Here is a 20,692-nt window from a genome sequence, read left to right as displayed (position 1 = left end):
TCCTATAAATAACACACTAGATTAAATACGACTACTGCCGCCAAATATAAGTACATATTTGGAATACGCAACCGCCGCGTAATAAAACTAATACAAACGAAAAATAACACAATTACGGCACGGGTAATAAAGTGTACGTCAATAGATTGTTGAAATTCCCGTAAGTAATAATAAATACCGAGTAAAATCATGGCAACGGTTAACACCAATCCGATTTTTTTAGCATTGTAAATTGTTTTATTCCAGTCAAAACTGGTAAGCCCGTAACAGGCCCCGTACACAGCCTTATAACTGGTTTTAAATCCTTCCCATTTAACAAATAAAGCAATTACGTTAAAGGCCAAAAAAGCCGCTATGCTACCGGCCCAAATATACAAGCACGGCAGCGGAAGTTCCGGCGTGCTTTCAAAAATATGTACGCCCAGTACCAGCCAAATAAATAGTGCCAGTAATAACGTTAAGGGTTTTAATGTCCCCCAAAACAAACGATCACCGATAGAAGCCGTAGTAATAGACAGCCCGCGTTTAATGGTGTTCCATGCTTGGGTTTCTTCATGCGTTTCGGCAAAATTTTGAGCATGGGCAATATGTTCTTCTTGCTTAGCAAGTGCCCCGAAACAAAACGAGGCTAAAATAGGTTGGGTATTAAAAGTGGCCAGATAACGAGCGACGGCATCTTCTAATTTTTTCGGATCCTTTTTATATAACCGGCTAAGAAACGGCCGCATGATAAACAATAACCCTATATTTTGATATTTTTGGTAATTCCACCCGGCTTGCAAAAAGAACGAGCGCATAAAAAAACCGACTTGTTGCGTGAATTTCATACGTTACCTCTTTTTAAGCCGAAATTCCGGGATAAGCGACGCTAACCCGATCCATGGCACGGCCATAAATGCAAATTGGCAAGCAAAAAATGCCCGCGGATTGATATGGGGTTGTAACCAAGAGAGAAAGCCCCCGATTAACCCGATAAACAATGCTAAAAATACAAAATTGATAAGGAAACACCGTAAAAGTTCATCAAACAAAATACGGGTGACCGCCTTGGGACGTTTCATGATTTTATCTTCCCAAACCGGCAAAAATTTGACCCGTTGTTTGCGGATATAATGTTCTACCCGTATAAACAGTAAGGAGCCGAGCACGGCTGCAATAAATGCGTAACAAAGTTCTATACCAAGTGCATGCAAGGCCACGGTAATAGCACAACAGATGGTGGCACTGGGGGGCAAGATGGCCCCTAACGGATTAACATCGGAAAAAAGAAGTTCGGCAAATACGCCGGCTTGTATGCCGGTGGCAAAATCTCCGGTAAGTAATGCCAACAACGGTCCGGCGATAATTCCACGGGAAAACGTTAATTGAAACGCATAGGCGGTATCTAATTCCAGCAAGGCACCAAATATACACAATAGCCACAACTCAATGCTCATCTAATACCTCGCTTACAGATAATGTCGTATCGTTAGGTACGGCACGTGTTTCAATGGTAATGCCTAAATCGTGCACCAGTTTTAATAATTTGCGGTCTTGCGTATCTAAAAACACGTGCTCGGCTAATTTTTGTGCCCCTTCCTTAAAGTGCATACCGCCGATATTAACGGCCCGTATCGGAACGGCGTTTGTAATGGTATCGGCTAAATCTTGCAAACAAGACAATAGCAAGAAAAACCGTTTTTTAGGAAATTTGGCTACGTGATTGGCTACTTTTTCTACGTCTAAAATAGAGAGTTCATATTCATACGGTAAACTTAAACGTAGGAGTCCTTGGTTGAGGTTTTCGCGGTTTGTTTTGGTGCAAGGGATGATGACCTCATCTACATTGAGTTGAGGTAACCATGCTTGTACCACCTGACCATGAATGAGCCGGTCATCTACCCGCGTAAAAACAATAGCCATTACAATCCTTTAATAAGTAATTCCGTTGCGTTAATAACAGCGCGTTTGCCGTCGGCTTCAATTTTTTCCGCCAGTTCTTTAGCGGATAATTTTTTACGGCTGTTCATCGCTGTTAAAAGCATACTTAAATTAAGCCCGGTAATTACATGGCAATTCGGCAAATCTTTGCTGGCTGTAAGTGAAATATTGGTAGCGCTTCCGCCGAAAATATCCGTTAGGATAATGGCCCCGTCTTGGCAGGTGGCTAATTCTTTTTGCAATTTTTCCGCTTCTTGTTTTACGGAAGCGGTGGTAGTAACTGCAAAAGTAGCAAAACCATCATCTGCCGGTTTGCCGATAATTTGGGAGGCTGTATCTAACATCTCTTTAGCCAAATTACCATGTGTAACTAAAATGATTTTTAACATAGTTATACCTCTATATCTCGGTGGAATTCCGAGGCGCTTAATTTTAATTTATTCAAATACTCTGCTAACTTGTGTGCCATAAATACGCTGCGGTGTTTGCCGCCGGTACATCCCATGGCAATTGTTAAATAACTTTTTCCCTCTTTTATATATTGTGGAATTAAGTATTTAATTAAATCAGCAAATTTTTCGGCAAACTCCCGCGATTGTTTAAACGACATAATATATTCTTGTACTTCGCGGTCTAGGCCGGTTTTTTCTTTTAACTCGGGTACATAAAACGGATTGGGTAAAAAGCGCACATCCATGACGATATCGCACTCTTTGGGCAAGCCGTATTTGAATCCGAATGACATCACCGAAATCTGCATGTCGCCCATGCGCTTAAGCGAAAGTAAGGAGGATAGTTTTTCTTTTAATTCTCCCAGTTTTAAGCCGGACGTATCAATAATGTCATTGGCTAATTTTAAGATGGGAGACATTACCTGTCGTTCGTGTGCAATAGCCGCTACGAGTTTTTTATGCACCGGATGTTTGTGTTTCGTTTCGGAAAAACGGCGAATTAAACACTCGTCGGACGCATCTAAAAAAATTACTTTAATAGTAAATTCATCGTGCGTCAATGTGGCCAGCAAATCGGGCATTTCTTTTAAGCGGTCGCCTTCGCGCACGTCTATGCCTAGGGCGATATCGCGGGTGGCGTCGTTATGACGGACGTAGTTAATAAAATCTTTGAATAAGGCTAACGGCAAATTATCCACGCAATAAAATCCCAAATCACCAAACATTTTTAATGCTTGTGATTTGCCTGCGCCGCTCATGCCGGTAATAATAAATAACCGTCTTTTTTCATTTGACATAAGGTTTGCCGTTTCCTTTCTTCATTTTGTCTAAAATTTTCTGGCTAAATTCTTTGGCGGAAAAAATTCCTTGGCTTTTGAGTTGTTGGTTTAGGGCGGCTACTTCAATTAAAACCGCCAAGTTGCGCCCCGGTGTAACGGGTAAGCCTAAACAAGGAATTTCCACTCCTAAAATATCGGTCGTTTTCTGCTCGACTCCCAACCGGTCTAACGGTTCTTTGGTAGGAGAAGTCAGCACCACTTCCATATCAATTTTTGTTTCGTCTAACGTAGAGCCGACACCGAACAAAAGCGGTACGTCCAAAATTCCTAATCCACGTACTTCCATATAATGTTTGAGCATCGTGGGGCAGGAGCCGACCAAATAACGCCCGCGGCTTTTTTGAATTTCTACCACATCATCGGCTACTAAAATGTGTCCGCGTTTGATTAACTCCAACGCACACTCGCTTTTGCCGATGCCGGATTCTCCGCGGATAAGCACCCCCATACCGCTTACGTCCACCAAAACGCCGTGAACATGGGTAACGGGAGCCAATTTTTCATCTAAAAAGCGGGAAAATTCCGCTACAAAGGCGGAAGATTCCATAGACGTTTTTAATACAGGGACGTCTGCCCCTAAACAGGCTTTGCGTACAGCGGCAGGCGGTGTTAAATCGGCCGTCATAATAACGCACGGCACGTATCCTTCGCTGAGCATTTTGGTAATGTTGGCGCGCAAGCGCGTTTTATTTTCTTTTTGGCAAAACGCATATTCGCCGCGTCCAAATACTTGTACCGATTTGGCGCGGAAATTATCCAAGTGCCCACTCAACGCAAGACCCGGGCGGTTGACGCTGCCTAACGTAATCTCGCGTTGAATATAACGTTTCCCGCAGACCAACTCCAAGTTAAGTCGCTTAACTTGGAGTAGTTCTGCTACGGTAATGGACTTGGTAAATTCCATTGACACTCCGACTTATTTTTTCTTAATCGGTTTGATAAGGCCAAACGTGCCGTCTAATCGTTTGAAAATTAAGTTAATTTGTTTGGAATCTTCGTCTAAGAAAATCCAGAACGAATAACCTAAGCGTTCCATTTCATACGCGGCATCTTCCGGATTCATCGGCAAGACTTCCACTTGCTTGATGACGGAGAATTTCACGTCCGTTTGCGGCAATAATACGGTATCGGTAAAAGGTTCCATCTCTACCATTTTGACCGATTTTTTCGTGGTTTTGCGCGCTTTGGCTTTGTTTTTAATTTTTTTGGCTTGCGCTTCGGCTTTAACGGCGGCCGCATCAATGGCTTTGTAGAGATTGCTTTCTACGGCGCTGGCGTTAATGGTGGTTTTGGCTCCGGTGTGCAAGATAATTTCCGCTTTTTGGTGAATTTTCTTTTCTACCGAAATCAATACTTGGGCGGAAACGATATTGTCAAAGAAATTTTCAATTTTGCCCACGCGGGTATTGATAAAGTCTTTAATGGCCGGAGTTAATTTAATGTTTTTGGCCGTAATTTTAATATCCATAAGTCCTCCAATAATCAGTTACGGGAATTTTACCCCGTAGTAGTATTAAAACATTTACGGGGGCGGCTGTCAATTATGCGCGCGTTCGCGCGTAGGGGGGGATGTTAGATATCTTTGATGTTTCTCCTTATGGTTATAGTGTAAAAGAAAATAAAGAGAAATCAAGAGAATTAGGAAATTTAGTACAATAAAAGCGTTATTTCGCGGAGTAATTATGCAACCAAAAATATCGGTACTTATCCCTGTTTATAATGCACAAAAATATATTAAATCGTGTGTGGATATGTTATCCAAACAAACATTTTCCGATATTGAAATTATTTGCTTAAACGACGGATCCACCGATAATTCCGCGGAAATTTTGCAACAACTCGCAACGCAGGAAAAACGCCTCAAAATCGTTACGCAAGAAAATGGCGGCGTGGCTGTGGCGCGCAACCGCCTTATCCAAGAAGCACAAGGAAAATATATCGCATTTGTGGATGCGGATGATAAAGTCTTACCGGAGTATTTGGAAAAATTATATGTAGCGGCCGAAAAAGAACAGGCCGATATTTCTAAATGTTTTTTTCAAGAGATTGATGAAAATGACATTTGTTCTGCCGCTAATTGCAGCAGCCGTTTTTACATGCGTCCTGACGATACATGGCAAGCACGTTTTTCCGCCGGTTATTATGATTCCGTTGTATGGGGTAAATTATTCCGTCGCACCTTTTTAATAGAAAACAAATTACAATTTCGTCCGGGGCACGTGGCCGAAGATTTGCCGTTTGTCGTACAATCTTTTATGGCTGCTAATGCTATTGTTTATGTGCCGGAACCTTTATATTTGTATCGCAAAGGAGTAAGCGGAGCCATTACCGCTAACAGCCAAAAAATGGCCGTAGATTTACTTGCGAATTTGATAGATCTTGCCACGCAATTACACGCGCGTAATAAATGGAATGCGCAAGTGGCAAATTTATGGATAAAATCGGTGGTGTGGAGTGTAGCGCGTTTTCATAAATTCCCGCCGGAATTTTGCGATAAGCACCGCCCGCTTATTATGCAAGCATGGGCAGCCGCCGCGCAAGAAATTCCGTCTTGTACCGGATTGGCATGGTTGCGGTGGCGCACCTTGTTTGGTTTGGTAAAAGGGTGTGGCCCAAACAGTATGATTTTTTGGAGCCGTTGTTTTCGCTAAGGAGTAAACATGCGTCTTTCTATCATTATCCCCGTGTACAAAAGTCAAGAAACACTCGCTGCGTGTTTGGACAGTATTTTCCCCGTTCCCGCGGATGTAGAAGTAATTTGCGTAGATGATGGCTCTCCCGATGACAGTATTTCTATTTTGCAACAATACCAACAAAAGTATCCCACGCTCCAAATTATCCGCCAGCAAAACGGAGGAATTGCCAGCGCGCGTAATGCTGCTTTGGGAAAAGCCCGTGGGGAATGGATCACTTTTTGCGATCCGGACGATACTCTTGTTCCCGGCGCGGTAGAAAAAATTTTACAGGCGTTAGATAATTCATGCGAATTAATTTGTTGGGGCGCAAACATTGTTTCCGAACAAGATTTGGAATGGATGCGTACGGCGAAAAGTTATCACCGTATTAAACAAGAAGGTAAAAAAACGGCAACACCGGCTTTGTTGGGAGAAACGACCGTTACCGTGTGGAACAAAGCATTTAAGCGGACGATTATACAGAATAATCAAATCGTTTTTACACAAGGTCTTTTTGAAGATAACGGCTTTTATTGGAGTTACGCACCGTATGTAAAACAGATGTTGTTTATCAATGAATATTGGTATAACTACGTCCAACGCGACAGTTCGGTTTTTGGTAAATTGTACCGGGGCGATATTTCGTACGCGGGCAATTTCGCGCGTGTGTTTGGAGCATTGGTTGATTTTTATAAAAAGCATGCATTGTGGAAAGAATATCAACCTTATTTACAAATTGCATTTAAGCAAATGTTTTTCCTGTCGTTAAAATTAAGTCACAAACAAACCGCACAAACCTGCGGCGATTTCCGCGCGGTGCTAACATCTGCCAAATTTGATCATCCGTCCGCGCTGATGACGGAGGTGCAACGCGGCAAAACCATTCAACTTGTCAACGGCGAAATATTAACAGGTTGGAAGTGGGTATTTTGTTTGACTAATATTAAAGATTACAAGCACGTCTTTTTGTTCGGGCATCATATCTGTCAATTCAAACGCCGTAAAAAATAAAAAAATTTTTCCTTTTCCCAAAGAAAACACCCCTCAGACAGGAGTTTTCCTTTTCCCAAAGAAAACACCCCGACTTTCGTCGGGGTGTTTCTGCAAAACGTAAACTTATTTGGCGTTTACCATTTTGGCTCTGGAGATATCACCTTTCTTATCTAAGAAATAGAGATATCCTTTTTCTTTTTTAATACCGGTTTTTTCTACTTTTTTCGGTTTACCGCCTTTTTTGCCACCGCGGGCCATTTGTACACGAGCGATATCACCGTCTTTGTCGATGTAGTACAAGAAACCTTCTTCGCGTTTCAAGCCTACTTTTTCTACTTTTTCTGCCATGTTAAACTCCTCCTTATAAGGAATAGTCGTTAATATTAACGTACACTAACGTACAAATCAAGTGTAATAAAAAAAATAATTTTTTGCAAGCGTTTTTTTTAGACGATGCTCACTCGAAAAGGAATTTTCCCGTACGCGTAATAGTATAAAAAACGGGTTTTTACCTATATTATATAGGGAAAATGGTATAATCTTACATATAGTATAGGGGAGTTTATGTATCTAAAAGCCATAGAAATTATGGGGTTTAAGTCGTTTGCGGATAAATCCCGCTTAGATTTTGAACCCGGTATTACTTGCGTAGTCGGTCCGAACGGCTGCGGTAAATCAAACGTGATTGATTCGGTGCGTTGGACCATCGGCGAGATGAGTTGGAAAGCCTTGCGTTCCGCGTCTATGGTGGATATTATCTTCAACGGTACGGCTAAACGCGCTCCCTTAAATATGGCGCAAGTAAGTATGGTATTTGATAATGCTTCGCGCCAACTTCCGTTAGATTTTAATGAAATTACCGTTACGCGCAAAATCTTCCGCTCCGGCGAAAGCGAGTACTATTTGAACAAAGTACAATGCCGCTTGCGCGATATCCGCGATTTGTTTTTAGATACCGGTATCGGCGGAGAAGGATATGCTATTATTGACCAGGGCGGCGTAGAAAGTGTGCTTTCCGCCTCCCCCGAACAACGCCGCGAAATGTTTGAAGAAGTAGCCGGCGTATCCAAATACAAAGCCAAGCGCGAAGAATGTGTGCGCCGTTTGGAACGTGTAGATTTGGACCTTGCTCGGTTGGCCGATACGGTCGCGCTGATTCAAGAGCAAATTAAAAAGTTAGACAGCGAAGCCAAAAAAGCACGCTTGTATCAAAAATACCGCGACGAGTTAAAAGAAAGCGAAATCGCTATTTCCGTTTGCTCTATTAAAGAAGCCGACGCTTTGATTGCCAAACACACCGCTGAGTTAGATCCGCTGGTTACCAAGCAAAACGATTTGGAAAACCGTATTTCTGCCCAAGAAGGCGCTACGGCAGCGTTGGACTTGAATTTAACGCACAAGCAAAAAGAGATGGCGGAGTTTAACGAAAAAATTTCGGCCAGCAAATATCAAGTGGGTTTGTTGGAAGGGGCCATTAAAAACTGTGATAATTTGACGGCCGAACTGACCGCACAAATTTCCGCATCCGGCGCCGAAGCCCAACGTGGGCAAAGCCGCCTGAAAGAATTAGTTCCGACGATTGCCAAACTCAAAGAACAACTATCCGCGGTTACGGCACAATTAACTCCTTTGCAACAAAATTACAATACGCAAACTGCCCAAGCGCAAGAGTTGGAAAACAAATTGCGCCAAGCCGAAAGCGATGTGCAACGGTTATCGGGCGAACTGATGAATTTGGTGCAAAAGCAGATGGAAGTTTCCAATCGTATTTCCTTGGAAGAATCTTCTGCTCAACGTGAAAACGAAGATTTAATCGCCGCCGAAAAAGCGAGCCAAGCCCAAAGCCAAGGACTTGCCGAAAAAGAAACTAAACTACAAGAAATTGCTACTCGTTTTTCAGCTGCCCAACAGGCCGATACAAAAGCGCGCGAAGATATTTCCAAAGCCGAAACTTCCTTGCAACAGTTGCAACAAGAGCGTGCTGCATTAAATGAAAAATTATCCGCTGTTAAATCAACCGCCTCGGCCTTGAAAACGAAATTAGAAATGATTCAGATTCAAGGTAAGAACGATCCCTACTGGGTAGGTGCGCAACTGGTCAGCAAGAGCGGCCTTGCCGGCGTGAAAGGGACGCTTCGTAAGGCGCTCAAATATCCGGCTAAATTGGGGGTGGCCGTTGAAGAAGCCTTCGGTAAATATTTAGATGCGGTGCTTTGTTCCGACGAAAAAACGGTCAACGCTGCCGTTACGTTACTAAAAGAACATGGTAAGGCACGTGCCAAATTTATTGTGCTTGCCAATGTGCCGTCCAGTAAAACACATGCCGTAGCCAATGCGCTTAAAACGCAAATTACATATAAAAAAGAGTTGGAAGATTTAATTGATTTTATTATCGGTAATACCGGATATAACGACGGAACGGTGCAAGAAACCTTTTTCGTGGGCGGCGGGGCGGAAAACGTCCGCGCGCCGGAAGCCTATTGGGGCGAAGAAGAAACCGTCCGCGGCGAAATGGAAAGTGCCGCTGCCGAAGAAGAAAAACTGTCTTCGCAAATTATCGCAAACTACGAGTCTCTTAAAAAAGCAGAAGAAAATTTAAAAACTTTACGCACTAACTTGCAAGAAACCGCCGTGGCACTTAATACGGTGCAAAACGAACGTGCGAATGCCGAACGGGAAATTGCACAACTCAAACAGGAATTAGAATTGGCGGCTAAGCGTAAGAAAGAGATTACCTTGCGTGTGGACAACCGTAAACAGACGGTTGCCGCACTTAAGAAACAATTAGAAGAATTAAAAACACGTCATGCGCAAATTCAAGAGCAAGGCGAAACGCTTAAAAAATCACAAGTGGAATTACGCGCTCAAGCCGAAACGCTTAAAAATACACTCAATGCATTAAGCGCGCAACTTTACGACGTGCGTATTAAAAAGAATAATGTAGAGTTGGATTTAAAATCAACCGAATTTGAATTTAACAGTTTAACCGACAGCGAAGGTAAACGCAACGAAAAAATTGCGTCATCCAATGTTCGTTTGCAACATTTAGCTGAAGAAAAACTGACCACCCAAGCCAAGTTATCTACCGAGCGCGATACCTTGGCGCAATTGGAACTGACCGAGCATAAAATGCGCGGCGAAATGGAAGCGCTTAAAAAAGAATTTAACGAAAAAACAACCGCGCTTAATGCGTGCAAAAAGGAATTATCCGACGTAACTATCAAAAAGAACGATTTGGAAAACGCTCTTTCCAACGCGCGGCGCCAACGCACTACGGTAGTGAATAATTTGTTTGAAAGTTGGAACATCACGCCCGAAGAAGCGCAACTGAATTACGGCGAAAAAACGGTAGATTACGAACGCGTAAAAATGATGCGCAAACGTATTGAAAACATGGGCGCTGTCAATATGACCGCACCGGAAGAATATGATGCGCTGACCGAACGCAATAATTTCTTAAAAACCCAAATCAACGATTTGGAAAGTGCCAAGAAAGATTTGAAATCGGCCATTAATAAAATCAATCAAACTACGCGTGAAAATTTCCGTTATACGTTTGATCAGGTACGTATGCACTTTAAGAATATTTACCAAACGCTTTTCCGCGGCGGCGAGTGCGATTTGGTGCTTACGCAACCCGATAATTTGTTGGAAACGGGTATTGAAATTTTTGCCCAGCCGCCGGGTAAAAAACTGTTAAATATTTCATCTATGTCCGGCGGTGAAAAAACACTTACGGCGATGTCGCTTCTGTTTGCATTTTTCACGCATAATCCGTCACCGTTCTGTATTATGGACGAAGCCGATGCCGCCTTGGACGAAGCCAACGTGGAACGTTACGTCAATTTGATTAAAGAATTTTCCAAAACGACACAATTTATCGTCGTTACACACAACAAACGCACCATGGAAGCCGCCCGTATGCTTTACGGTATTACCATGGAAGAAAGCGGGGTGTCTAAAGTGATGTCGGTCAATTTGGCGGATAGAGCGAACCCCGAAGACATTAAAAAGAAAGAAGCCATTGAAGCCATGGCGGAGGCCTAATGAAAATCGGTGTGTTTACAGACGTTCACGGGAATTTGGAAGCACTCAATGCGTGCTTGGAACGATTTGAAAAAGAAGGCGTAGAAAAATTTATTTTCTGCGGTGATATTATCGGTTACGGGCCCGACCCGGAGGCATGCGTCCAAAAAATTTTAGATTTACCGTTGTTGGCTATCGTGCAAGGGAATCACGATGCCGCCCTTAACGAGCCGCAACTGGAAGCATTCTTCAATTACGATGCTTCTATGGCGTTAGAAAAAAGCCGCAAGTTGCTCTCGGCCCGTTCTTCGTCTCTTTTGGCCACGTTGCCACCTATCGTGCAGATGCCCAGTTTTTGTGTGGTGCATGGCACGCCGGCAGACCCGATTAAAGAATATTTTACCAGTACCAAACAGTTTTTGAAATATCAATCGTTATGGGAAGGAATTGTTTGTTTCGTGGGGCATACACACTTGCCTTTTTCCATGAAAGGTACCGCGCGTAATTGTACGGTAGCATTGTGTACCAAAGACGACGTAACGATTACATTTACCAAACAATCGCGCTATGTCATTAACCCCGGGGCCGTCGGCAAGCCGCGCGATAAAAATCCGCAAGCCGCTTTCGGCATTTGGGATACACAAGCCCATACATTTCGCTTTTTGCGCCAATCGTATGATGTGCGCATTACGCAAGAAAAAATGCGTCGTTATAAATTTCCATCCTTCTTGATTGAAAGTTTGGCTATCGGTTATTAGTTTTTAGGGGTGAAAGATAGGTCGCTACCGCTATCCCCGCCCCGATGCACAACACTATTTCAAACGGCGCGCGAAAACGTGCATACGCTCCTAAAAAAGTAGAACTAATCGCCCAGAAATAACCCATATATACGACGAAGAATATAGCCGTTATCGGTTGTGTCTTGCAAAGTGAAACTAACCCGATTATCCCCAGCAGCACTACACTCATTACTTGTAAAAACGCCAGCAAAAAGAGTATTTTTTCGGTGCCTGTTATCAGCCATGCTTTGGGTAGAGCGGAAGTTTGATTGAGTGCTTTTTCCGGTTCATCTGCCTGCCCGAAAATAAGTCGGGATAGGTGAACATGATTGGTTCCCAATAACACTTTTCCCGCCCACACGGGAACGCGCGATAATTTATATTTCCAACTTTGTTTAAGTAGCGGTGCGGCTAATTTCTTATATGTTTGCACTTGCGTTTTGACGGATAATTTTTCAAAATTGTCTGGCAAGTTTTTTTCTAATATATCGTGTGCTTGCGCCACGGAAATTTGTTTTTCTTTGGCCACAAAATCTTCGTTCCAAATGTATAAGTTATACGCTCCGACTGACGTAAAACCACTATATCCGGTTTGATAAAAATTACGCACTTGCCACGCGCCGATTAGCAAAACAGACGGTGCTAAAAAATACAAAAGCGTTTGTTTTACCGGTACGGCTGATTTTTTCCACACGCCCAAAGCAAAGAAAAATAAACACGCTACCGGTACAAAATAATACGCGGCCGGACGTACATATACGGCCGCCGTTAATAACAAGGCGGCGCCGAATAAATCACGTGCGTGAAATTCTTGCACCCATCGCACCGTTAAAAAAATAAACCAGGCGAGCAAAAACACGCATGCTACTTCGGTAAGTACGGCAAAAGAAAGCGAGAAATATAACACACTTGCCGCGCAAAATGCAGCACTCCAACGCGCAGCGGTTACAGTTGCCAAACGGCGCGCGGTTAAATAAACAGGCAGTAAAAGCGCGAGTGATAATATATTTTGTACAACAGCAACGGCCCATGTCATATTGCCGCTAATAAGTTGTATGAATGCCAAAAAGACCGGATATCCCGGCGTGCGTAACAATAGCGGGTTGACGGAAACGGCTTCCCACAGTTGCCCGTATGTAAGCAACGTTTGCGCGGGATAAACATAGGTGAGTGAATCGGGAAATACAAGGACTTCTTCCCCGAGTGGCCCGAAAAAGTATAGATAAAGTAGCATGGCGCATTTAATTGCTCCCGCCACGGCTATTATCGTCCATAAAATTTTATCTTTATACCACGCCATAAGTTTATTGTATTAAATTAGGTTCTGCATTGATTTGCACTTTTTTATTAAAACTGATATAATAAATACATAACGGGCCTGTAGCTCAGCTGGGAGAGCGCCTGCATGGCATGCAGGAGGTCGCAAGTTCGATCCTTGTCAGGTCCAAAATTTGAAAGCTCCGCGAAAGCGGGGCTTTTTAATTTGGCCAGACATGCAGGCGCTACGGCAACGCCGTTGCGGCGCAAGGTCGCAAGTTGGGTCTTCGTCAGGTCCAAAATTTGAAAGCCGCTTTTAAGCGGCTTTTTTCATATAATACCTTATATGCAAAACCAATATACGGACGGCTCTTATCTAGCAAATAATCCTTCTTGGCATGCCGAAGATGCTTCATGGAAATTGTCTCACATTTTGCGTGCATTAAAAAAAGCACATGTAAGTCATTTAATGCGTATATTGGACGGCGGTTGCGGCAGTGGGGATATTATCAAAGCGTGGGGGAAAAAAGAACCGAAAACGCAATTTGTTGGTTGGGATATCTCTCCGCAAGCCAACGCACTGGCACAAAAAAACGCGTTGGAAAACGTCCGCTTTGTGTGCGCGGACGAACCACCCGCAGGGCCGTTTGATTTAGCCCTGGCTATTGATGTGATTGAACACGTGGATGATCCGAGTGCATGGCTTAAAAAATTAACGGCGCGTGCGCCGCTGCTTGTATTACATGTTCCGCTGGATTTGTCTGTCCGTTCGTTTTTGTTTCCGTCGCTATTAGAGCGCGAGCGAAAAACCGTTGGACATATTCATTTTTTTACGGCACGTTCATTACGAAAATTTTTGAGGGAAAACAACTGTCAAATTCTTTCTTCCCATTACACTAATAAATATGTAGAGCGCCCACCGGAATTGACACATTTTAAGAGCCGTATCGGTATGTGTATCCGCAAAATGGCGCATTGGTTGCCGCATGCGTTGCCCGCATTTTTTATCGGTGGATACAGTTTAATGTTGGTAGTAAAAACTAATCGTGATACAACCCGCGCAAAAGTTTAATTTCACGCGCGTAACCGTCCAAATCATTAGGGGTTTCCAAACAGAACGGTAAATTTTTTAAGGCAGGATGATTGATAACGCCGGCCAGTATTTCCGTGCCGATTGTACCGCCGCCGATAACCGCGTGGCGGTCTTTGTGCGCCCCTACGGGGTTTAGACTGTCGTTTAGGTGAATGGCCTTTAATAAAGAAAGGCCGATTTGTTTATCAAATTCGGTTAATACATCGTCTAATTTTGTTAAATTGTATCCGGCGTCGCTGACGTGGCAAGTATCTAAACAAACACCCATTTTCCTGTTTAATTTTACACCGTCTAAAATGCGTTTAAGTTCGTCAAACTTGCTGCCGATTTCACTTCCCTTGCCCGCCATCGTTTCCAATAAAACGGTGGTTGTCTGTGTCGGCGTTAAAATTTCATTTAACAGTTCTACGATAAATTGGGTGCCTTTTTCTACCCCTTGTCCGACGTGGCTGCCCGGGTGGAAGTTATATAAGTTGCCCGGCACATATTCCATGCGTTGTAAATCATCTTGCATGGTCATTAAGGCAAATTCACGCGTTTTGGCTTCGGCCGAAGCCGGGTTTAAGGTGTAAGGGGCATGGGCGATAATAGGAGCAAAATGATTTTCTTTTAACAGTTTGCACAGCGCAGCCGCATCTTGCGGATCAATGGGTTTGGCTTTGCTGCCACGCGGATTGCGCGTAAAAAATTGAAAAGTGTTTGCGTTGATTTGAAGCGCGGTTTTGCCCATGGCTTCAAAACCGTCCGATGAGGATAAATGACATCCGATATAGAACATATTATTTCCCCAAAAGTTGTTTGATATCCGCAATGAGTTGTTTAGCATCTTCTTCGTGAGAGGCCCAACTGGTGCAAATACGGATAACAGTTTCGTTTTTGCCATAAGGACGAATATGCGAAAACACATACGTTTGCTCTAATTTTTTGAGTACGTCGTTTGGCATGATAAGAAATTGTTGATTGGTGGGGGAATCGTACAAAAATTTCAGCCCGGCTTGTTTGCATGCATCGCGGATAAGCAACGCCACCTTATTAGCATGCGCGCCGAGTTTTTTATATAACCCGTCTTGCAGTAACGTTAAAAATTGAATACCCAACACACGCCCTTTGGCTAAAATAGCGCCGCGTTGTTTCATAATGTAGCGGAAATCTTTTTGCAGTTTCGGGTTAGTAAGTACAACCGCTTCCCCTAAAAGTGCGCCGAGTTTGGTGCCGCCGATATAAAAGGCATCGCAACAGGTGGCAATATCCGTCCATGATACATCGTTGCCGGGAGCACTTAATCCATAACCCAGCCGCGCTCCGTCCATAAATAAAAATAAGTTGTGTTCGTCGCACACGCGGCGCAAGGCAAAGAGTTCTTCTTTGGAATAGAGTGTTCCAAATTCGGTTGGGAATGAAATATATACCACTTTAGGTTGCGGGGAAAATTCCGGGTTTTCGTCTTGCCAATGGTTTTTACATACTTGCGCCACTTGGTCTGCCGTAATCTTTCCGTCTTGGTGGGGCAAGGCAACAATATGGTGGCCTGTCATTTCTATCGCCCCGGTTTCGTGGACGTTGATGTGGCCGGTATCGGGGGAAATGACACTTTGATAGGGCCGTAAAAGTGCGGCCAGTACGGTTAAATTGGTTTGTGTTCCGCCGCTGATAAAATGAACGGCCGCTTCCGGCGCGTGGCAAAGGTCTTTAATCAGTTGCTCGGCTTGCACGCAATATGGGTCTGCCCCATAACCGGGCAATTGTTCTAAATTGGTTTGCGCTAACTTTTCCAAAATAAGCGGGTGCGCGCCTTCGCTGTAATCACAATTAAACCGTATCATAAAAATCATTTTACTTTTTTTCGCAGAAAAAGCAAAAAAACCTACTATTTACTGCACAGACAGGGAGAGATTTTCTCTAATAATTAGGCCATTTTTTAGTATAATAATAATATCTATGTATAGGGAAAGCCAAAAGCATTTCCCAAGGGATATTATGTCTGAAAAATCTGTGATGGAAAAAGATACTTGTGCCGTTAAGGATACGGTAGCGCGTGAAATTGCCTGTCTAAAAAAATTAGAAGAGTTGCTGGCAACCGCTCCTTTATCGCACGTTTTAGATTTAATGCAGCAGACACAAGGCCGTATTATTTTTACGGGTATGGGCAAGTCGGGCATTGTGGCCAAAAAAATTGTGGCGTCGCTGGCCAGTACGGGCACGCCGGCTTTTTTTGTCCACCCCGCCGAAGCCAGCCATGGCGACTTAGGGATGATTTCTTCCCAAGATATGGTAGTAGCTATTTCCAATAGCGGTGAATCAAAAGAGTTGGCCGACATTTTGAATTATTGCAAACGCTTTGGTATTACCTTGGTGGGTATTACTAAAAACGCAGATAGCACATTGGCCAAATATGCCGATTGTGTCCTGCCTTTGCCCAATATGCCGGAAGCCGACCCGTTGGGCTTGGCCCCGACTTCGTCCACCACGGCTACGCTTGTATTGGGGGATGTGCTGACGGTGGCACTTATGAACCGTAAGCAATTTACCAAACAAGATTTTCAGGTCCGTCACCCGGGGGGCAAATTAGGGGCCGTATTGCAACGCGTCAAAGATATTATGCATACCGGGGACGAAATTCCGCTTCTTAGTGAAAATACACCTATCCCTACTATTTTGGTAGAAATGAGCAACAAACGGCTCGGGTGTGTCGGTTTTACCAATGAAAAAGGCGAACTGACCGGTATTTTTACCGATGGCGATTTGCGCCGTAAAATGTCCCCCGCGTTGTTTAATCAAACAGGCGCGGATGTAATGACGAAAAACCCGAAAAATGTATCGGGTGAAATGATGGCGGCCGAAGCGTTGCACTTTATGAATGAGAAAAAAATTACCACGTTATTTGTAACGGTGGAAAATAAACCGGTGGGTATTATTCATATTCATGATTTACTCAAGTTGGGTTTATAACAGGGAGCAGTAATGAAAAAACTAAAAGCCAAATTGGCCGAAAATAACTTTGTAAAAAATTGCCGCCGGATGTGGCCCTATGTTAAACCGTTTTGGTTTCGGGCGCTGTTGGGGGTTGCGCTGACGGTACCGGTTGGCGCGCTGGATGGTGTAATTGCCATGTTCTTAAAACCGTTTATGGATAGAGTCATGGTAGAAAAACAACCGCACTTCTCGGCAATGATTCCGTTTTTGATTGTCGGGTTTACGGTGGTACAGGGAATATTGCTCTACTCGGCTAACTACTTAAATACATGGGTGGGACAAAAAATTACTATCGGTGTAAAACGCAAATTATATGAAAAACTGCTTGCTATGGATACATCGTATTTTGATACAAATAACTCCGGTACGATTTTGTTCCGTTATTCCAATGATGCCGAAATTGCTTCCACCAGTTTGGTAGAAAACTTAAAGAAATTTCTATCCCGCGTATTTTCATCTATTGCCTTAGTGGGAGTATTAATTTATAACTCGTGGCAATTGGCTATTTTCGCTATTTTGATTTTGGCACTATTTTTGCCGCCCATGGCGTGGGTGCGCCGAAAAATGAAAGATATTTTGGCGCGTACGGTGGAAAATTTATCCAAAGTAATGACTATTTATAACGAAACATTTGCCGGAAATAAAACAATCCGTTCTTTTACGTTGGAACAAATTTTCCAACAACGTTTCCGCGAAACAACCGATTTAACTTTCCGCTTGGCTATGAAAATGGTACAGCGCACCAACTGGCTTTCCCCGGTGATGCATATTTTAATGTCTATCGGGGTGGCTGTTGTTATCGGTTACGGCGGTTATTTAATTGTACATGGTAAGATTACCAGCGGTAACTTTGTGGCATTTATTGCGGCGCTTATGATGTTATATTCTCCGCTTAAAGGCGTCGGCAATAACTATGTGGCTATCCAAAACTCCTTTTTAGCCATTGACCGTATCTTTGAAATTCTGGATTTGCAACCTACTATTAAAGATCATCCCGATGCCAAAGAATTAAAAGAAGTGAAGAAAGACATTACGTTTGAAAATGTCTGCTTTGAATATGTACCGGGTCGCGAAGTGTTGCACAATATCAATTTGGATATTCCGGTCGGTTCTACGGTGGCGTTGGTGGGAAATTCCGGCGGCGGTAAAACAACGGTTTCTGCCTTATTGCCGCGCTTATATGATGTGCACAAAGGAAGTATTAAAATTGACGGTACCGATATTAAAAACATTACCCAATCTTCGTTGCGCCGTCAAATTGCAATGGTGTTCCAAGATAATTTCTTGTTCTCCGGTACGATTCGTGAGAATATCTTGCTGGGCAACCCTAATATTAGCGAAGAAGTTATGTGGCACGCTTTGAAAAATGCGTGTTTAGACCAATTTGTGCGTGAACTGCCTAACGGTTTAGATACCGAAATCGGCGAACGGGGGATATTGCTCTCCGGCGGCCAAAAACAACGGTTGGCTATTGCGCGTGCATTTGTGAAAAATGCCCCGATTGTTATTCTGGATGAAGCCACCAGTGCCTTGGATAATAAATCCGAACGGGTGGTACAAGAAGCATTAGATAACCTGATGAAAGACCGCACGGTTATCGTCATCGCGCACCGTTTAAGTACGATTCAAAATGCAGATAAAATTGTAGTAGTCAACGACGGTAAAATTGCCGAAGAAGGCACCCATACGGAGTTATTAAAACGCAATGGCGCTTACTCGGCCTTGTATGCCATGCAGTTTAAGGATAAATAATTAGGAGAAATTATGACCCGTTTAATCAATGATGTGCAGTTAGATTATTGTGACGTTTTGTTCCAACCCAAACGTACTACCTTAAATTCGCGCAGTGAAGCCGATATTTTGCGTGAATATTCTTTCAAATGGTATCCCAAAACGATCAAAGCGTGCGGTATTATTGCTGCCAATATGGCTACAACCGGTACGTTTGAAATGAATGACGCTTTGGAAAAATTTAATGCGATTACGTGTTTGCATAAACATTATACGCACGAGCAAATCAAAGCGTATTTTAAAAAACCGCACCCACTTACTTTTATTTGCACCGGGCTTAAAGATGACAAAGAAAAATTATTTAAGTTGCTTTCCGAAAACCCGCATATTGATAAATTATGTGTAGATATCGCCAACGGATACATTCCGAAATTGTTGGGTTTCGTTAAAGAATTGCGTGCAAAATTTCCGAATTTGTTACTGATGGCGGGCAACGTCGTAACGGGCGATATGACGCAAGACTTGATTTTATCCGGGGCCGATATTGTCAAAGCCGGTATCGGGCCGGGGTCGGTATGCTTGACGCGCTCGCAAACCGGTGTGGGCCGACCGCAACTTTCTACCGTGCTGGAAGTATCGGATGCCGCGCACGGGGTAGGCGGGATGATTTGCGCCGACGGAGGTTGTACCGTCCCCGGGGATATAGCCAAAGCATTTGGTGCGGGGGCTGATTTCGTGATGATCGGCGGTATGCTTGCCGGTTCCGACGAAGCCGCCGGAGAACTGGTAGAACGGTATGTGCAAACAAGTTGGGTAGATAAAGAAAGCGGAGATTTGACCATAGAACTTCGCCGCTATAAAAAATTCTACGGGATGAGTTCTAAACTGGCGCAACAAAAACACTTTGGCGGCATGGCCAAATATCGCACTACGGAAGGCCGCGAAAAATTGATTCCGTACACCGGCCCGGTGGAACATATTATAGAAGATATTTTGGGTGGGCTTCGCAGTACCATGTCATATATTGGGGCCAGACGCTTGAAAGATATTCCGCGTTGCACCACGTTCTATACGGTCAACAAACAACTCAACACCGTATTTGAGAACATGAAGGACATTGATTAGGTTGTTTTTCCAGACAGAATAAAAACCCCGCTTTACGCGGGGTTTTTTATGGCTATTTAGTCATTGGATAAAACTTATACCCGTTTATGAGCCCGCTAGCGGTTATTAAATTTAGATTAAGCGGGGAATCGCCCAATGCTTTACACAATTTGATAGCATTAGCGTCCGTCGATTTGGCGATACACACATCTGTGTTTTCCGGAACCCCTCCGACACTGGTGATAAATCTTTCTATGGCAAAAGAATAGTCGTTGCGCCCACAAGTCACGCTGGCGGGGACCCCGCCGCTACTACTTTGCGGAGTAATACAGCAATACATTTCGTTATTAGCCGCGCATTCGCCCGATTGCGCATTGGTGGCAATAGGGGTAAGCCCGCTGGGAGTATCTAAACTTAATTCATCAAACGAAGTGGGCCATGTGCCGTTAGCCATGTGATAAACTTCCATGGCTTGTTTATAGGAATAGGCCGTTGTGCGCAGATTGGCAAATCTACTTTTATAGACGGCTAATGTGTATTGCGGCAAGGCCACGCTTGCCAAAATACCGATAATTAACACCACCACTAATAATTCAATAAGTGTAAATGCCTGTTTGTTTTTCATATTGTTTGCTCCTTAATATATTTTTCTGTCCCTTTATTATCGTTTTTTTTTTGATTTGTCAAGAGAAAATTTTGAATCGGCGGACTTGGCTTCTTTTCAGCAGACCAAAACGGGGGGAAAAAGCGAAAGGGTTGCGGGCAAAGATAGAACGACAATGGGTCGTCGCGCGTTTAATCTATATTATATAGACATCGGTTTTTGAAACCGAACGCCAAAATAAATTAA

The 20,692-nt window shown here is 43.5% G+C and carries 20 protein-coding genes and 1 tRNA gene; 9 read left to right on the top strand and 12 right to left on the bottom strand.

Features of this window, described 5'->3' with window-relative positions; translation table 11 throughout:
• Positions 1-2: 2 nt before the first annotated feature.
• The 7 genes from ACQY3H_RS03035 to hpf are packed head-to-tail and all read right to left on the bottom strand — an operon-like array spanning position 3 to position 4,679.
• Positions 3-827 (bottom strand): PTS system mannose/fructose/sorbose family transporter subunit IID, encoded by an 825-nt coding sequence (locus tag ACQY3H_RS03035; RefSeq protein WP_428074728.1) that lies wholly within the window; start codon positions 825-827, stop codon positions 3-5.
• A 3-nt stretch (positions 828-830) separates the two neighbouring features.
• Positions 831-1,436, bottom strand: a complete 606-nt coding sequence (locus tag ACQY3H_RS03030) for a PTS sugar transporter subunit IIC (RefSeq protein ID WP_428074726.1) — start codon at positions 1,434-1,436, stop codon at positions 831-833.
• Positions 1,426-1,902, bottom strand: coding sequence for a PTS sugar transporter subunit IIB (locus tag ACQY3H_RS03025; protein WP_428074724.1), 477 nt, complete (start codon positions 1,900-1,902; stop codon positions 1,426-1,428). The genes ACQY3H_RS03030 and ACQY3H_RS03025 overlap by 11 nt, the downstream gene beginning before the upstream one ends.
• On the bottom strand, positions 1,902-2,309 hold the full coding sequence (locus tag ACQY3H_RS03020) for a PTS sugar transporter subunit IIA (protein ID WP_428074722.1): 408 nt from the start codon (positions 2,307-2,309) through the stop codon (positions 1,902-1,904). The genes ACQY3H_RS03025 and ACQY3H_RS03020 overlap by 1 nt, the downstream gene beginning before the upstream one ends.
• Before the next feature lie 2 nt (positions 2,310-2,311).
• Positions 2,312-3,169, bottom strand: a complete 858-nt coding sequence (gene rapZ / locus ACQY3H_RS03015) for an RNase adapter RapZ (protein ID WP_428074720.1) — start codon at positions 3,167-3,169, stop codon at positions 2,312-2,314.
• The gene (gene hprK / locus ACQY3H_RS03010) at positions 3,159-4,115 is read right to left on the bottom strand and encodes an HPr(Ser) kinase/phosphatase (RefSeq protein WP_428074718.1); all 957 of its coding nucleotides are present in this window, start codon (positions 4,113-4,115) and stop codon (positions 3,159-3,161) included. Before hprK ends, rapZ begins: the two co-directional genes overlap by 11 nt.
• A 12-nt stretch (positions 4,116-4,127) precedes the next feature.
• A complete protein-coding gene (gene hpf, locus ACQY3H_RS03005) occupies positions 4,128-4,679 on the bottom strand; it encodes a ribosome hibernation-promoting factor, HPF/YfiA family (RefSeq protein ID WP_428074716.1) in 552 nt (183 codons plus the stop codon).
• Positions 4,680-4,893: 214 nt separating this feature from the next.
• Between hpf and ACQY3H_RS03000 the strand changes: the two genes are divergently transcribed.
• Both ACQY3H_RS03000 and ACQY3H_RS02995 read left to right on the top strand, forming a co-directional pair.
• Positions 4,894-5,862, top strand: coding sequence for a glycosyltransferase (locus tag ACQY3H_RS03000; protein ID WP_428074714.1), 969 nt, complete (start codon positions 4,894-4,896; stop codon positions 5,860-5,862).
• 9 nt (positions 5,863-5,871) lie between these two features.
• Positions 5,872-6,897 carry a glycosyltransferase family 2 protein gene (locus tag ACQY3H_RS02995; protein WP_428074712.1) on the top strand — a complete coding sequence of 342 codons (1,026 nt, stop codon included), beginning with the start codon at positions 5,872-5,874 and terminating at the stop codon, positions 6,895-6,897.
• Positions 6,898-7,002: 105 nt separating this feature from the next.
• Here the strand turns inward: ACQY3H_RS02995 and ACQY3H_RS02990 are convergent, their stop codons facing one another.
• Positions 7,003-7,227 (bottom strand): hypothetical protein, encoded by a 225-nt coding sequence (locus ACQY3H_RS02990; protein ID WP_428074710.1) that lies wholly within the window; start codon positions 7,225-7,227, stop codon positions 7,003-7,005.
• A gap of 216 nt (positions 7,228-7,443) precedes the next feature.
• Between ACQY3H_RS02990 and ACQY3H_RS02985 the strand changes: the two genes are divergently transcribed.
• Complete coding sequence (locus ACQY3H_RS02985) at positions 7,444-10,926, top strand: AAA family ATPase (RefSeq protein WP_428074708.1); 3,483 nt, start codon at positions 7,444-7,446, stop codon at positions 10,924-10,926.
• Positions 10,926-11,663 carry a metallophosphoesterase family protein gene (locus ACQY3H_RS02980; RefSeq protein ID WP_428074706.1) on the top strand — a complete coding sequence of 246 codons (738 nt, stop codon included), beginning with the start codon at positions 10,926-10,928 and terminating at the stop codon, positions 11,661-11,663. The genes ACQY3H_RS02985 and ACQY3H_RS02980 overlap by 1 nt, the downstream gene beginning before the upstream one ends.
• Here ACQY3H_RS02980 and ACQY3H_RS02975 read toward each other — a convergent pair.
• Positions 11,650-12,984: an ArnT family glycosyltransferase gene (locus ACQY3H_RS02975; protein WP_428074704.1), complete on the bottom strand. Its 1,335-nt coding sequence runs from the start codon at positions 12,982-12,984 to the stop codon at positions 11,650-11,652. The two genes, ACQY3H_RS02980 and ACQY3H_RS02975, sit on opposite strands and share 14 nt — an antisense overlap.
• 74 nt (positions 12,985-13,058) lie before the next feature.
• Between ACQY3H_RS02975 and ACQY3H_RS02970 the strand changes: the two genes are divergently transcribed.
• Both ACQY3H_RS02970 and ACQY3H_RS02965 read left to right on the top strand, forming a co-directional pair.
• A tRNA-Ala gene (locus ACQY3H_RS02970) sits at positions 13,059-13,131 on the top strand.
• 156 nt (positions 13,132-13,287) lie between these two features.
• Positions 13,288-14,013: a class I SAM-dependent methyltransferase gene (locus ACQY3H_RS02965; protein ID WP_428074702.1), complete on the top strand. Its 726-nt coding sequence runs from the start codon at positions 13,288-13,290 to the stop codon at positions 14,011-14,013.
• Here ACQY3H_RS02965 and ACQY3H_RS02960 read toward each other — a convergent pair.
• Entirely contained in the window at positions 13,982-14,812 is an 831-nt protein-coding gene (locus ACQY3H_RS02960) for a deoxyribonuclease IV (RefSeq protein WP_428074700.1), read from the bottom strand. The two genes, ACQY3H_RS02965 and ACQY3H_RS02960, sit on opposite strands and share 32 nt — an antisense overlap.
• Before the next feature lies 1 nt (position 14,813).
• Positions 14,814-15,857: a threonine aldolase family protein gene (locus ACQY3H_RS02955; RefSeq protein ID WP_428074698.1), complete on the bottom strand. Its 1,044-nt coding sequence runs from the start codon at positions 15,855-15,857 to the stop codon at positions 14,814-14,816.
• Between the two features lie 154 nt (positions 15,858-16,011).
• On the opposite strand from ACQY3H_RS02955, the gene ACQY3H_RS02950 reads away from it, so the two are divergent.
• The 3 genes from ACQY3H_RS02950 to ACQY3H_RS02940 are packed head-to-tail and all read left to right on the top strand — an operon-like array spanning position 16,012 to position 19,863.
• Positions 16,012-16,983, top strand: a complete 972-nt coding sequence (locus tag ACQY3H_RS02950) for a KpsF/GutQ family sugar-phosphate isomerase (protein ID WP_428074695.1) — start codon at positions 16,012-16,014, stop codon at positions 16,981-16,983.
• A gap of 12 nt (positions 16,984-16,995) precedes the next feature.
• Positions 16,996-18,759 carry an ABC transporter ATP-binding protein gene (locus ACQY3H_RS02945; RefSeq protein ID WP_428074693.1) on the top strand — a complete coding sequence of 588 codons (1,764 nt, stop codon included), beginning with the start codon at positions 16,996-16,998 and terminating at the stop codon, positions 18,757-18,759.
• Between the two features lie 12 nt (positions 18,760-18,771).
• Entirely contained in the window at positions 18,772-19,863 is a 1,092-nt protein-coding gene (locus tag ACQY3H_RS02940; protein ID WP_428074691.1) for a GMP reductase, read from the top strand.
• Positions 19,864-19,915: 52 nt separating this feature from the next.
• Here the strand turns inward: ACQY3H_RS02940 and ACQY3H_RS02935 are convergent, their stop codons facing one another.
• Positions 19,916-20,467, bottom strand: coding sequence for a type IV pilin protein (locus ACQY3H_RS02935; RefSeq protein ID WP_428074689.1), 552 nt, complete (start codon positions 20,465-20,467; stop codon positions 19,916-19,918).
• Between the last annotated feature and the right edge of the window lie 225 nt (positions 20,468-20,692).

This window comes from Candidatus Avelusimicrobium luingense (genome assembly GCF_902757105.1).
Lineage (GTDB): Bacteria > Elusimicrobiota > Elusimicrobia > Elusimicrobiales > Elusimicrobiaceae > Avelusimicrobium > Avelusimicrobium luingense.
The sequence above is the reverse complement of the archived record's forward strand: the minus strand, read 5'-3'. Positions and strand labels throughout refer to the sequence as shown.